The organism is Streptomyces sp. NPDC015242 (genome assembly GCF_043079125.1).
Taxonomy (GTDB): Bacteria; Actinomycetota; Actinomycetes; order Streptomycetales; family Streptomycetaceae; genus Streptomyces.
Genome location: NZ_JBIBUF010000001.1, coordinates 536,105 through 549,731 on the forward strand (window position 1 = coordinate 536,105; position 13,627 = coordinate 549,731).

Annotated in this window: 13 protein-coding genes; 6 read left to right on the forward strand and 7 right to left on the reverse strand. The window is 74.5% G+C overall.

Translation table 11 applies throughout. The features are described from left to right. Positions 1 to 11: 11 nt before the first annotated feature. Positions 12 to 386 carry a fluoride efflux transporter FluC gene (locus tag ACF07N_RS02430; protein WP_392107339.1) on the reverse strand — a complete coding sequence of 125 codons (375 nt, stop codon included), beginning with the start codon at positions 384 to 386 and terminating at the stop codon, positions 12 to 14. Further along, entirely contained in the window at positions 383 to 922 is a 540-nt protein-coding gene (locus ACF07N_RS02435) for a CrcB family protein (protein ID WP_392107342.1), read from the reverse strand. The genes ACF07N_RS02430 and ACF07N_RS02435 overlap by 4 nt, the downstream gene beginning before the upstream one ends. A 332-nt stretch (positions 923 to 1,254) precedes the next feature. Here ACF07N_RS02435 and ACF07N_RS02440 point away from each other — a divergent pair, with 332 nt between their 5' ends. Beyond that, on the forward strand, positions 1,255 to 2,136 hold the full coding sequence (locus ACF07N_RS02440) for a universal stress protein (RefSeq protein ID WP_392107345.1): 882 nt from the start codon (positions 1,255 to 1,257) through the stop codon (positions 2,134 to 2,136). A gap of 336 nt (positions 2,137 to 2,472) precedes the next feature. On the opposite strand, the gene ACF07N_RS02445 is transcribed toward ACF07N_RS02440, so the two are convergent. Next, entirely contained in the window at positions 2,473 to 2,853 is a 381-nt protein-coding gene (locus tag ACF07N_RS02445; RefSeq protein ID WP_392107348.1) for an STAS domain-containing protein, read from the reverse strand. A 226-nt stretch (positions 2,854 to 3,079) separates the two neighbouring features. Between ACF07N_RS02445 and ACF07N_RS02450 the strand changes: the two genes are divergently transcribed. Both ACF07N_RS02450 and ACF07N_RS02455 read left to right on the forward strand, forming a co-directional pair. Further along, positions 3,080 to 4,153: a zinc-dependent alcohol dehydrogenase family protein gene (locus tag ACF07N_RS02450; RefSeq protein WP_392107351.1), complete on the forward strand. Its 1,074-nt coding sequence runs from the start codon at positions 3,080 to 3,082 to the stop codon at positions 4,151 to 4,153. Positions 4,154 to 4,172: 19 nt separating this feature from the next. Then, a complete protein-coding gene (locus tag ACF07N_RS02455; protein ID WP_383329369.1) occupies positions 4,173 to 4,847 on the forward strand; it encodes a helix-turn-helix domain-containing protein in 675 nt (224 codons plus the stop codon). Positions 4,848 to 4,889: 42 nt separating this feature from the next. On the opposite strand, the gene ACF07N_RS02460 is transcribed toward ACF07N_RS02455, so the two are convergent. Beyond that, a complete protein-coding gene (locus tag ACF07N_RS02460; RefSeq protein ID WP_392107354.1) occupies positions 4,890 to 5,348 on the reverse strand; it encodes a cyclic nucleotide-binding domain-containing protein in 459 nt (152 codons plus the stop codon). Between the two features lie 255 nt (positions 5,349 to 5,603). Here ACF07N_RS02460 and ACF07N_RS02465 point away from each other — a divergent pair, with 255 nt between their 5' ends. From ACF07N_RS02465 to ACF07N_RS02475, 3 genes are all read left to right on the forward strand, one after another. After that, the gene (locus ACF07N_RS02465; RefSeq protein ID WP_392107357.1) at positions 5,604 to 6,485 is read left to right on the forward strand and encodes a universal stress protein; all 882 of its coding nucleotides are present in this window, start codon (positions 5,604 to 5,606) and stop codon (positions 6,483 to 6,485) included. Between the two features lie 13 nt (positions 6,486 to 6,498). Then, positions 6,499 to 8,877, forward strand: a complete 2,379-nt coding sequence (locus ACF07N_RS02470) for a glycoside hydrolase family 65 protein (protein ID WP_392107360.1) — start codon at positions 6,499 to 6,501, stop codon at positions 8,875 to 8,877. A gap of 152 nt (positions 8,878 to 9,029) precedes the next feature. Next, positions 9,030 to 10,562 carry a glycoside hydrolase family 43 protein gene (locus tag ACF07N_RS02475; RefSeq protein ID WP_392107363.1) on the forward strand — a complete coding sequence of 511 codons (1,533 nt, stop codon included), beginning with the start codon at positions 9,030 to 9,032 and terminating at the stop codon, positions 10,560 to 10,562. Between the two features lie 9 nt (positions 10,563 to 10,571). Here ACF07N_RS02475 and ACF07N_RS02480 read toward each other — a convergent pair whose 3' ends face one another. The 3 genes from ACF07N_RS02480 to ctaD form a co-directional block, all read right to left on the reverse strand. Next, complete coding sequence (locus ACF07N_RS02480) at positions 10,572 to 11,297, reverse strand: SDR family NAD(P)-dependent oxidoreductase (RefSeq protein WP_383329384.1); 726 nt, start codon at positions 11,295 to 11,297, stop codon at positions 10,572 to 10,574. A 63-nt stretch (positions 11,298 to 11,360) separates the two neighbouring features. Then, positions 11,361 to 11,735 (reverse strand): hypothetical protein, encoded by a 375-nt coding sequence (locus ACF07N_RS02485; RefSeq protein ID WP_392107366.1) that lies wholly within the window; start codon positions 11,733 to 11,735, stop codon positions 11,361 to 11,363. Then, entirely contained in the window at positions 11,732 to 13,366 is a 1,635-nt protein-coding gene (ctaD, locus tag ACF07N_RS02490; protein WP_392107369.1) for a cytochrome c oxidase subunit I, read from the reverse strand. The genes ACF07N_RS02485 and ctaD overlap by 4 nt, the downstream gene beginning before the upstream one ends. Positions 13,367 to 13,627 lie beyond the last annotated feature (261 nt).

Consider the following 13,627-nt stretch of genomic DNA (forward strand, 5'->3'; position numbering starts at 1 on the left):
CGTGCCGCCCCCTACCCGAACAGGGCCTCGGCCGCCGCGCCCGCGAGGAACGCGGCGGCCAGTCCGCCGGCGACGCTGACGACCGCGTTGGCCGCGGCGAACAGCCTGGCGCCCGTCCCGGCCAGGCGCACCGTCTCGAAGGAGAACGTCGAGTACGTGCTCAGCGTCGCGCACAGTCCCGGCCCGACCAGGTGCTGCAGAGCCGGCGGCACGGTGGTGGCGGTGACGGCGCCGGTGAGGAATCCGAGCACGGTGCACGCGACGAGATTCACGACCAGGGTCCCCCACGGGAAGGCACTGTCGTGCCGGGCCTGGACGGCGCGATCGGTCAGATAGCGCAGGGGAGCGCCGGCCAGGGCGCCGAGGACGACCATCAGCCAGTTCACGCGCCGCCCCCCGTCCTCGCGTCCCGCGGCAGGGCGAGCCGCCGGGTGAGCCCGGCTCCGGCCCACAGCGCGAACAGCGCGCCCGCGAGCGTGGCGGCGAGATAGAGCAGCGCCGTTCCGGCGCGGTCGTCCAGGAAGAGGGCGCGGGCGTCGACGGTGCAGGTGGAGAACGTGGTGTAGCCGCCCAGGACGCCCGTGCCGAGGAAGGGCCGCACGAGGGGGTGGGCGGTGGTGCGCTCGGTGATCAGCACCATCAGCACACCCATGGCCGCGCTGCCGGTGACGTTGATCCAGAACGTGGTCCACGGGAAAGTGCCCGGAGCGGTCGGCCAGAGGAGGCCGGCGCCGTAGCGGACGCAGGCGCCGAGGACACCGCCGGCCATGACGGCGGCGAGGATCTCGGCCTGGCGCCGGCGGGGGTCGGGGGCCCGGCCCGGCGGCCAGGGGGCGACGGCCGTGTCGGGATCGGCGGGCTCGGCGGGCCAGCCGGTGGCAGGGGCGGTGCGTTCAGGACGGTCGGGGCGGTCGGGCTGCACGGCGCTCAGGCTCCTACCTGATCGGCTCGGACCGCGTGCGGGCACGCGGAAGGGTCAGGCAGGGACCGTTGGCGACCGGCACGGCCGCGGTTCGGGTCCGGCGGGCCCCACCGCCGTACCGCCACCCGCAGGGGGCGGCAGCGCGCCCAGCTTACCGACCGGTCTCCGCCCGCCGGCCACCGGCCGCCCGTCCCGGTGGCACCCCGGTGCGATGCGCCGACGCGTCGCCCGCTGGCGGGCCGCCGCTCACGGCGTGACGCTGCTGCTGTGGCGCGCGGAGGACCCGCCCCCGCAGCCCCCGTGGCCCGGCTCGCCCAGAGAGGATGAGGACGATGGACCTGCCGATCGTCGTCGGCGTGGACGGCTCCGAGTCCAGCCTCCGGGCCGTGGACTGGGCCGCCGACGAGGCCGCCCTGCGCGAGGTTCCGCTGCACCTGCTGTACGCGTCCCTCTGGGAGCGCTACGAACGGGCCGTCTTCGCGGCGGGCCCGGAACGGTCGGAGCGGATGCTCACCGACGTCCTCGTCGTGGCCGCGGCCAGGCGCGCCCTCCTGCGCGTGCCCGGCACGAAGGTCACCACCGAGGTCGTGCCGGCGGGACCGGTACCCGTCCTGCGGCGCGCGGCGGGCAAGGCCTCCGCACTGGTCGTGGGCAACCGCGGCCGCGGCGGCGCCGCCGAGCTGCTCCTGGGCTCGGTCGGCCTGGCCGTGGCCGGGCGTGCCGACGGCCCGGTGATCGTGGTGCGCGGCGACGCCGACGGCCGGGGCGGGGCGGGGGAGCGGAACCGTCCCGTCGTCGTGGGCGTCCCGGACACGACGGCGGATTCCAGGGCGGTGCGTTTCGCCTTCCGGGAGGCGTCCCGGCGCCACGTGCCGCTGGACGCCGTGCGGGCCTGGCACCGGCCGGCCCCCGAGACCGCCGACTTCCCGCTGCCGACAGGGGAGTCCGCCGCCGGGTACCGGCAGCGGGCCGCCGAGGCGCTCGATGCCGGCCTGAGCGGGCCGGCCGAGGACCACCCGGACGTCCGGGTGCGCAAGCGGATCGTCGAGGGCCACGCCCGCACCGCGCTGCTCGACGCCTCGGCCGGTGCCGCGCTCCTCGTGGTCGGCGCCCGCCACCCCAAGGGGCGCTTCGGCCTGCACATCGGCCGCGTCACCCACGGCGTCCTGCACCACGCGGCCTGCCCCGTGGCGGTCGTGCCCGAACAGGGATGACGACGGCTGAGGGCAGGCCGGGCGCGGCCGTGAACGGGCCACGGCGTGGTCGGCACACCAGCACGTGTCCTCCCGCCGGGCCGCCCACCGCTGCCGGGGCTGGCTGTGTGGCGCGGACGGGACCTCGCTGCCGGGGCCGGTTGTGTGGTACCGACGGGTTCCCGCTGCCGGGCCGGCCGTGCCCTGCCGACGGGACCCCGCTGCCGGCACCCTGCCGCGAGCTGAGGCGTGCAGCGCCGTCGCATGGCCGCACCGCCGTGACACTGCCCCCGACGCGCCGCGCCGCCGCCGCGTACGCGGGACGGACGCGTCGGGTCGTCGGGTGACGGGGCGCTGTCAGGTCGTCGCGTCGGGATTCGTGGTCGCGGTCGGCGGGCCGGCCGCGGCGGCGGGTGCGTCGGGCAGGATCTCGAACGCCCCGGCCAGGCCGGCGTGCCGCAGCACACGCCGCAGGAAGGTGCCGGCGCCGGCCAGGCGCAGCCGGCCGTGCCGTGCGAGCACGCGGTTGCGTGCCCGGCACAGCACCCCCAGCCCCGCGCAGTCGATGAAGGACACGGCACGCAGGTCCAGCACCAGGTCGGGGCACGGCCCGGCGGTCAGCGGATCGAGCCGTTCCCGCAGTGCCTGCGCGGTGCGCAGGTCGATCTCGCCGCTCACCGTCACGACGCGGGCCGCACTGTCCACCGGGCGGGGCGGCCCGCTGATGATCTGGGACATGGTCCGAGCAAAGCCTGCGGAACGCTGCCTGCGGTAGGGCCTGTCGGCCCATGCCCGGCAGGGCCCGAAGGACCTGTCCTCGGCGGACGGGCCGCGCCCGTCGGCCGCGCGGCACCCGCCGGACCGGGACAGGGCCGTCCGGCCCAAGCACGTCCCCCCGATCCGCGCGAAGCTGGAACTGCGGCAAGACAGGGCACATCGCCCACGCCAGGAAGGTGGGAACGCCATGAAGGGCTACGTCTTCCACGGCCTCGGACAGTCCGCCTGGCAGGACGTCCCGGACCCCGGCGTCAAGGAGGCGACCGACGCGATCGTCCGGGTCGACGCCGTCACCATCTGCGGAACGGACCTGCACATCCTCAAGGGCGACGTCCCCGGGGTACGCCCCGGCACGGTGCTCGGCCACGAGGCGGTCGGCGAGATCGTCGACGTCGGCGGCGACGTGCGCACGGTGCGTCCGGGCGACCGGGTGCTGGTCTCCTGCATCACCGCCTGCGGCCGCTGCCGGTTCTGCCGCGAGGGCATGTACGGCCAGTGCCGCGGCGGCGGAGGCTGGATCCTCGGCCACCTCATCGACGGCACCCAGGCCGAGTACGTCCGCGTGCCGTTCGCCGACCTCTCGCTGCACCCGCTGCCGGCCTCCCTCGACAGCAGGGACGCCGTGCTGCTCGCCGACATCTTCCCCACGGCCTACGAGGTCGGCGTTCTCAACGGGCGGGTGCGCCCCGGGGACACCGTCGCCGTCGTCGGCGCCGGCCCCATCGGTCTCGCGGCCGTCGCCACGGCCCGGCTGTTCGCCCCGGAGCGGATCGTCGCCGTCGACCTGGCCGCACCGCGGCTGGACGCGGCCAGGCAGCTCGGCGCCGACGCCGTGGCGGACGCCCGGGAGGAGCCCGAGCAGCTGATCGCCGACCTCACCGACGGGCTGGGCGCGGACGTGGTCGTCGAGGCGGTCGGCGTCCCGGAGACCTTCGAGCTGTGCACCCGCATGGTGCGGCCCGGCGGGCACGTCGCCAACGTCGGCGTGCACGGCAAGCCCGCGACCCTGCACCTGGAAGACCTGTGGATCAAGAACGTCACCCTCACCACCGGCCTGGTGGACACCTACTCGACCCCGACCCTGCTCCGGATGGCGGCCGCCGGCCGCCTGCCCACCGGGCAGCTGGTCACGCACACCTTCCCGGCGGCCCGGATGGAGGAGGCGTACGACGTCTTCGCCCGGGCCGCCGACACCGGCGCGCTCAAGGTCGTGCTGGGCGAGGAACGGCACGAGGACGTCGTCCCCTACCGGGCGGCCTGACGAGGAAGAGGTGACGGGCATGACGGAAGGGACCTCGCCGCACGCCGTGGGCGGCCGCACCCGGGGCGACCTGGGGCGGCGGATCACCCAGCGGCGCACGGAGCTCGGGCTGTCCCGGCAGGAGACGGCCGCGCGCGCCGGCATGGCACCGGCCTACCTGCAGTACCTGGAGGAGCGGCCCACGGCCGACCCGGGCGCGGGCACCCTGCTGCGGCTGGCCGGCGCGCTGAGGACCACGGTGTGGCACCTGACCGGTGGCGACACCGAACTGCCGGCCGGCCTCGGCCGCGCCGCCCGCACACCGCGGTTCACGGAGCTGACCGAGGCGGAGTGCCGCGCGCTGCTCGCCTCCCACGGAGTGGGACGGCTCGCCGTCCCCGCGGACTCCGGGCCGCTCGTCGTACCGGTCAACTACCAGGTCGTCGACGGCGCGGTCGTCTTCCGCACCGGGCCGGGCACGACGCCGGCGGAGGCGGACGGCCACCAGGTCGCCTTCGAGGTCGATCGTATCGACGAGGCGTTCAGCGAGGGCTGGAGCGTCCTGGTGCGGGGCCCCGCGAGCACCGTGACGGACCGGGACGAGGCGGCCCGGCTCGACGAACAGGCGTACAGCACGCCCTGGGCGGGCGGCCCCCGCGAGCTGTGGCTGCGCATCGAGCCCGTCGCCGTCACGGGACGCCGCATCACGGTCTGACCGGCACCGCGGACCCCTACCCGTCGCCGCCGTTGTCACCGCTCAGATCCGGCTCCCACTGCCGTAGGGCGCGTACAGGTCGAGCAGCCGCACCCGCGAGGCGTGCAGCCGGTCGGCGATGACCCGGCCGACCCACTGCGCGACCGCACGGCCGAACTCGGGGTCCCCGGCGCACATGTCCCGCACGGCCCGGGCGTCGAACTCGTAGGCCCGCACGGGGGTCGCCGCCTGCGCGCCCAGGTGCCAGACGTACGGCGGGAAGTGCCACGACCAGCCGACCAGCTCGCCGTGGCCCAGGGACTCCACGACGGCGGCCCGCCGGCCCGGGACGCGCAGGTCGAGCAGGACCGTCCCGGTGCGCACGATCCAGAACCGGTCGGCGCGCAGGCCTTCCTCGAACAGGCGGGTGCCCGCGTCGAAGGACACCTCGCGGGCGACGCTCATGAGCCGCTCGCGGTGCCCGGACGCGAGACCTGCAGTGAGGTTGGTGGTGGAGGTCATGGCTCCGGCTCCCTTCCGCCGCTCCGCCCGGGCCGCGCCGGGCGGCGGGCGCGTGGTGCGCCCGCGGCGTCCCGGACACCCGGCCCGGGAGCCGCTGACTCCAGCCTCCGTCCGGTGCCCCTCGCGCACCACGGGCCGAACGGCCCCGGCCCGGGGCCGAACCGCCCCTCGCGCGCGGCCGCCCCCGGGTGCGACGGTGGAATGGATCCGGGGACCCGGATCCCCGGACTGCCCGAACACGAGGCGGTGGGAACGATGACGACCGAACTGCCCCTGATCGTGGGCGTCGACGGGTCGGACGGCTGCCTGCCGGCGGTCGACTGGGCGGTCGACGAGGCCGCTCGGCACGGTCTTGCGCTGCGGCTCGTCCACGGTTCCCTGTGGGAGCGGTACGAAGGCCTCGCCCCGTCGGTCGGCCTGGCCCGCCCCACGGGCCGGGCGATGGCCGACCACATCGTCGCCTCCGCGGCGGAGCGCGCCGGGCGGCGCAACCCCGACGTGAAGGTGACCACCGACGTCCTCCTGGCCGACGCGGCGGAAGCGCTGCTGCACGAGGGAAACAACGCCACCGCCCTGGTCACCGGCTCGCGGGGCCGCGGCGAGCTGACGGGACTGCTGCTCGGCTCCGTCGGGCTGGCCGTAGCGGCCCGCGCGCACTGCCCGGTCGTCGTGGTGCGCGGCGACCGCGCCGGTCTGGCGGGCATCCACGAGCGGATCCTGCTGGGCGCCGGTGACCCCGCCACCGCCGGGGAGGCGGTGCGCTTCGCCTTCCGCGAGGCCGAGGTACGCGGCTGCGTCCTCGACGTCGTCCGGGCCTGGCGCTGCCCCGCGCTCGAGACCGCCGACGAGGCGGCGCTCGCCGAGGCGTCCGGGCGCGACCACGAGGAGCGGGCCCGCGCCGCACTCGACGTCCTGCTCGGCGACGCCGTGGCCGAACACCCCGGCGTCCGGGTGCGCCGCGCGACGGTCGAGGGCCCGGCGGGCAAGGTGCTCGTGCACCGTTCGGCCGCGGCCGACCTGGTGATCGTGGGGGCACGGCGCCGGCAGGGCCACTTCGGGCTGCAGCTCGGCAGGGTGGCCCACACGCTGCTGCACCACGCCGAGTGCCCGGTCGCCGTCGTTCCGCAGCGCGTCTAGGAGGATACGGCCCGTGACGGACCGGATCTGGCAGTACGAGGGATACCACCCCGCCGAGGAACGGCTGCGGGAGTCGCTGTGCACCCTGGGCAACGGCTGCTTCGCCACGCGCGGCGCGCTGCCCGAGTGCGCGGCCGACGAGGTCCACTACCCGGGCACCTACGCGGCCGGCGTCTACAACCGTCTGGTCTCCGAGGTCGCCGCGCGCCGCGTCGAGAACGAGGACCTGGTCAACCTGCCCAACTGGCTGCCGCTCCGCTTCCGGCTCCCGGGCGGGCCCTGGCTCTCCCCGGACACGGCGACCGTCCTGGACCACCGCCAGACCCTGCACCTGGAGTCGGGCGTCCTGGAGCGGCACACCCGCTTCTCCCTCGGCGCCGGACGGGTCCTCGCGGTGCGCCAGCAGCGGCTCGTGCACATGGCGGACCCCCATCTCGCGTCGCTGCGCAGCGAGTTCACCACCGAGGGCTACACCGGTCGGCTGGACGTCGAGGCCGCGCTCGACGGCACGGTCACCAACGCGGGAGTGCCCCGCTACCGCGCACTGGACGGCCGTCACCTGACCCATGTGCACACGGGCACCGTGGGGCCGGACACGGTGTGGCTGCGCTGCCGGACCCGCACCTCGGACATCCGCGTCGGCATGGCCGCCCGGCTCACCGCCGCCGAGCCCGTCACGGACCCCCACGAGCCCGGGCGCGCCGTGCAGCGCCTCACGCTGTCGCTGGTCCCCGGCCGCACCGCCACCGTCGACAAGACCGTCGCCCTGCACACGTCACGGGACCCGGCGATCAGCGACCCGCTGCAGGCCGCCCTGGACCGGGTGGCCGCGGCACCGGCGTTCGACCGGCTGCTCGCCTCCCACCGCACCGCCTGGGCCCAGCTGTGGCGCCGGGCCGAGATCGACGTGCCCGGTGAACCCGGCCACATCCTGCGCCTGCACCTCTTCCACGTGCTGCAGACCCTCTCCCCGCACACCGCCGACCTGGACGTCGGTGTCCCGGCCCGCGGCCTGCACGGCGAGGCGTACCGCGGGCACGTGTTCTGGGACGAGCTGTTCGTCCTGCCGTACCTGAACCTGCACTTCCCCGAGGTGTCCCGCGCCCTGCTCCGCTACCGCCACCGGCGGCTGGAACGGGCCTGCGCCGCCGCGCGGGCCATCGGCCGGCGCGGCGCGCTGTATCCGTGGCAGAGCGGCAGCGACGGGCGCGAGGAGACCCAGCAACTGCACCTCAACCCCCGCTCGGGCCGCTGGCTGCCCGACCACACCCACCTGCAGCACCACGTCGGCTCGGCGATCGCCTACAACGTGTGGCAGTACTGCGAGGCCGGCGCCGACGCCGAGTTCCTGCACACCAAGGGCGCCGAGATGCTGCTGCAGATCGCCCGCTTCTGGGCCGACTCGGCGACCTGGGACACGGCCCTGGGGCGGCACCGCATCCGGGGCGTCGTCGGCCCCGACGAGTATCACGAGGCCTACCCGGGCGCCGAGCGGCCCGGCCTGGACGACAACGCCTACACCAACGTCATGGCGGCCTGGGTGCTCACCCGCGCCCTGGACGTGCTGCACACCCTGCCCGCACCGCGCCGCCGCGAACTGGTCGAGCGCATCGCCCTGGACGCCGGCGAACCGGACCGCTGGGAGGAGGTCTCGCGCACCCTGCACGTGCCCTTCCACGACGGGGTCATCAGCCAGTTCGAGGGCTACGGCGACCTCGCGGAACTCGACTGGGCCGACTACCGCAAGCGCTACGACGACATCCGCCGCCTGGACCGGATCCTGGAGGCCGAGGGCGACACCGTCAACCGCTACAAGGCCTCCAAGCAGGCCGACGTGCTGATGCTCGGCTACCTCTTCTCCCCGGCCGAACTGCGGAAGCTGTTCCGGCGCCTGGGGTACCGGCTGGACGAGGAGACCTGGCGGCGCACCGTCGACCACTACCTCGCGCGCACCAGCCACGGCTCCACCCTCAGCGGCCTGGTGCACGGATGGGTCCTGGCCCGGTGCCGGCGGGCGGAGGCGTGGACGTTCTGCCAGGAGGCCCTGCGCGGTGACATCGCCGACCTCCAGGGCGGCACCACCGGCGAGGGCATCCACCTGGGCGCGATGGCCGGCACTCTCGACCTGGTCCAGCGCGGACTGACCGGCCTGGAGACCCGCGCCGGCGCCCTCTGGCTGGACCCGGTGCCGCTGCCGGAGCTGTCGTCGTACGGCTTCTCCATCGCCTACCAGGGGCACTGGGGCATCCGGCTGCGGCTGACCAGCGGAGAGCTGGAGATCGCCGTACCCCCGTCCGACCTGCCCCCGATCGACGTCGAACTGCCCGACCGGGCGATCGGCGTCCAGGCGGGGGAGACGGCCCGGCTGCTGCTGACGGACGGGCGCGCCTGACATCGCCTGGGGACCGCCCGGCCGACGCGCTGTGACGACCGCCGCGCGGCGGCGGGCCCGTTGACCCCTCCGGGCGATCATCGCTAGCCTCGCCGGAACTGCCGCGCGGCACATCCGAACGTCTCGACGCCCGTCTTCAGCGGAAGGACCCGATGAGGGTGCCCAGCAAGCCCGAGGCGGACACCGCCGTCACCAACCCCGTGATCCCCGGCTTCCATCCGGACCCGAGCGTCTGCCGGGCGGGCGACGACTACTACCTGGCGTGCTCCAGCTTCGAGTACTTCCCCGGCGTCCCCGTCTTCCACAGCCGGGACCTGGTGCACTGGACCCAGATCGGCAACGCGCTCGACCGGCCCGGGCAACTGCGCCTGCCGCCCGGCACCCCCGCGTCCGGCGGCATCTACGCGCCGACCCTGCGCCACCACGACGGCCGTTTCTGGCTGATCGTCACCAACGTGAGCGGCGACGGGAACCTGCTCTTCACGGCCACCGACCCGGCCGGCCCCTGGTCCGATCCCCTGCCGCTGCCCGACGTGCACGGCATCGACCCGGACCTGGCGTGGGACGAGGACGGCACCTGCTGGTGCACCACCGCCGGAGTCGCCCAGGTCGCCCTCGACCCCGCGACGGGGAAGACGCTCGGCGAGGGGCGGCCCGTCTGGTCCGGGACGCCCGGGGCCAAGGCGCCCGAGGCCCCGCACCTCCACCACATCGGCGACTACTGGTACCTGCTCATCGCCGAGGGCGGCACCGAGCGCGGCCACGGCGTCTCGGTCGCCCGGGGCCGTTCCCCGCAGGGACCGTTCGAGCCCTGCCCGGCCAACCCGGTGCTGACCCACCGCGGCACCGACCACCCCGTCCAGAACACCGGCCACGCCGACCTCGTCCAGGGTCCGGACGGATCCTGGTGGATGGTCCTGCTCGGGGTCCGGCCGCACGGAGGCACGCCCGGCTGGCACGTCCTCGGCCGCGAGACCTTCCTGGCACCGGTGACCTGGTCGGACGGCTGGCCGCTCGTCGGCGAGGTCCCACCCGTGATGCCCCGCCCCCCGTGGCCGCTGCACCCGCCCGCGGCCCCGCCGGTCCGGGACGACTTCGACGGCGGCGCACTGGCCCCCCAGTGGATCTCGCTCCGGTCCCGTCCCGTGGAGCACTGCACCACCGGGGAACGGGCCGGCTGGCTCACCCTGCGCGCCCGCGGTGCCTCCCTCGACGACCCGGAGGCCGTGTTCGTCGGCCGGCGCCAGCAGCACCCGTCCTGCCGCGCGCGGGTGCTGGCCGACCCGGGAGAGGGGCGCGGCGGCCTGGCCGTCCGCCTCGACGAGGAGCACCACTACGAGATCGAGGTGGCGCCGGACGAGGTGCGGGTGCACGCCCGTGTCGGACCGCTGCGCTCGGTGGTGGCGTCCCGGCCGGCGCCCGGCGGCCCCGTCGTGCTCAGGGTCGAGACGGCCGCCACCCGGCGGGTGACCGACCCGCGCCAGGGACCGGACACCGTCTCCCTCGGCGTGGAGGACGCGCGGGGCACGTACACGGAACTCGCCGCTCTCGACGGCCGCTACCTGTCCACGGAGGTCGCGGGAGGCTTCACCGGCCGCGTCATCGGCATGTACGCCGCGGCCGGCACCGTCCGCTTCGACTGGTTCGACTACGAAGCCCTCGACGACGCCCGGCCACCGGCCTGACGGGCCGCGTCAGAGCGCGGTGCCCGTCTCCTCGGCCAGCGTCCGCACCAAGTGGTCCTGGAACGCGTGGTCGTGGACCGCGGCGTGCGGCTCCCGCCGCTCGCCGTGGTACCAGTAACCGCCGCTCGTGAGGGCCGCGGGCTCGTCGCTCACCGCCAGCCACTCCTGGGTGCGATGGCCCAGTTCGAGGTCGTCCGGGGCGTCCGGCCCGCCCATCCGGGTGGGCACCCAGCCGGGATCCACCGCGTTGCTCGGCACCCCGGGACGCAGACGGGCCACGGCGGCCGCCAGCGTGGTGACGAACAGCTTGCTGTCGGCGTACGACCCCGCGCTCCGGCCCCGCCAGTCCACCCCGTCCAGGACGGGACGGCCGCCGAAGTGCGAGCCGCTGCTCAGATACACCAGCCGGCCCACCCCGCGCAGCAGGGCCGTCAGCAGATACGGCGCGACGACGTTCACCGGCATGACCGCCGGCCCCCGCCACACCCCGGCGTTGTGGATCACCGCGTCGAGCGGCGGCGACCCGTCGAGCTCGCCGGCGATGCGCCGTACGGCGTCCCGGTCGGTGAAGTCCCCGACGACGAGCCGGGCCCCCCGCGCGACGAGCGCGTCGAGGTCCCCGGCACGCTCCCGGTCGCGGGCGTGCACGACCACGTCGTGCCCGGCGGTCAGCAGCGTGTCCGCCGCCGCCCGGCCGAGCCCGTCCGCGGAACCGGTCACCAGGATCCGGCTCACGATCACCTCACCCCTCTTTCTCGCCCGGCTTTCCCTTGTGCACCACCGTGCGGCGCGGCCGGATCAACGGGGGAGTACCCCGGCCAGCGAGCTCACCCCGGCGCCGCACGCGAGGACCGCGCAGGCGGCCGCCGCGTGACGGCGCAGCAGCACGCGGCGCAAGGCGGCGTAGCGGTCCTCGTACTCGGCGCGCAGTTGCTCGGCCCGGCGGACCGTGCCCAGCAGCAGCTGACGGCTGACGTCCAGACGCAGCCGGACGTAGTGACCGGTGAGCTCCTCGGCCTGGGACGTCGTCAGCCACGGCAGGCGCGCGCGGAGTTCGGCGGCCTCCCGCCGGATCTGCTCGTGGTGGGCGTGGGCGAGGAGGTAGCCCTCGGCCTCCGCGGCCAGTGCGCCGGGCCGCTCCCCGTCCAGCGCGTCGTGGCCGCCCCGGGTCACGGCCGGTCGCCCTTGTGCCCCTCGGGCTCCACCACGTCCCGCCGCCCGGTGTTCTCCGCCTGGTCCAGGCTGGCGACGTCCGGGTGGCGCAGGTCGAACGCGGGGGACTCGGAGCGGACCTTGGGCATGGTCAGGAAGTTGTGGCGGGGCGGCGGGCAGGAGGTGGCCCATTCCAGGGAACGCCCGTACCCCCAGGGGTCGTCGACCTCCACCCGCTCGCCCTTCTGCGCCGTGCGCCACACGTTGTAGAGGAAGGGCAGGGTCGACAGGCCCAGCAGGAAGGCGCCGATCGAGGAGACGGTGTTGAGCGCGGTGAAGCCGTCGGCGGCCAGGTAGTCCGCGTAGCGGCGGGGCATGCCCTCGGCGCCCAGCCAGTGCTGCACCAGGAACGTGGTGTGGAAGCCCACGAACAGCGTCCAGAAGTGCACCTTCTCCAGACGCTCGTTCAGCATCGTGCCCGTCATCTTGGGCCACCAGAAGCTGAACCCGCCGAACATCGCGAAGACGATCGTGCCGAACAGCACGTAGTGGAAGTGGGCGACCACGAAGTAGCTGTCGGTGACGTGCCAGTCCAGCGGCGGGGAGCCCAGGATGACACCGGTCAGTCCGCCGAAGAGGAAGGTGACCAGGAAGCCCGCCGCCCACAGCATGGGCGGCTCGAAGGACAGCGAGCCCTTCCACATCGTGCCGATCCAGTTGAAGAACTTCACGCCCGTCGGCACGGCGATCAGGTACGTCATGAAGGCGAAGAACGGCAGCAGCACCGCCCCCGTGGCGAACATGTGGTGCGCCCACACCGTCACCGACAGACCGGCGATGGCGATGGTGGCGCCGATCAGGCCGGTGTAGCCGAAGATCGGCTTGCGGGCGAAGACGGGGATGATCTCGCTGATCACGCCGAAGAACGGCAGCGCCAGGATGTACACCTCGGGGTGGCCGAAGAACCAGAACAGGTGCTGCCACAGGACCGCACCGCCGTTCTCGGGGTTGAACACCTGGGCGCCGAAGCGCCGGTCCGCCTCCAGCACCAGCAGCGCGGCGGCCAGCACCGGGAAGGCCAGCAGCACCAGCACCGAGGTGAGCAGGACGTTCCAGGTGAAGATCGGCATCCGGAACATCGTCATGCCCGGGGCGCGCATGCAGATGATGGTGGTGATGAAGTTGACCGAGCCGAGGATGGTGCCGAAGCCGGACAGGGCCAGCCCCATGATCCACAGGTCGCCGCCGATGTGGGTGGTGCGCTCACCGCCGCTGAGCGGGGTGTACGCGGTCCAGCCGAAGTCCGCGGCGCCCTGCGGGGTGAGGAAGCTGGCGAGCACGATCAGGCCGCCGAACAGGAACAGCCAGTACGAGAGCATGTTCAGCCGCGGGAACGCCACGTCGGGCGAGCCGATCTGCAGCGGCATGATCGCGTTGGCGAAACCGGCGAAGGTGGGCGTCGCGAACAGCAACAGCATGATCGTGCCGTGCATCGTGAACGCCTGGTTGTACTGCTCGTTGGAGAGGATCTGCAGCCCCGGACGGGCCAGTTCCGCACGGATGGCCATCGCCAGGGCCCCGGCGATGAGGAAGAACAGGAACGACGTGATCAGGTAGAGGTGCCCGATCTTCTTGTGGTCGGTGGTCGTCATCCAGGAGACGATCACCTGACCCCTGCCGCGGCGCTCCGCCGCGGGTACCGGCGCAACGGGTTCGGTGTGTGTCGCCATCAAGTCCTCATCGGCAGCAGCGGGTTTTCCTGACGGGCGCGGCGGGGAGTGCCCAGCCCGGAGGAACCTAGCCCTGCCGGTTCACACAATCACTGTCCGTCATGCCCTGATTGATCCGGACAGCCCCTTCAATCACTCGTGCGGGCGATGTCGGACCTGTCATGGTTTGCTGGTGGAGGGCCG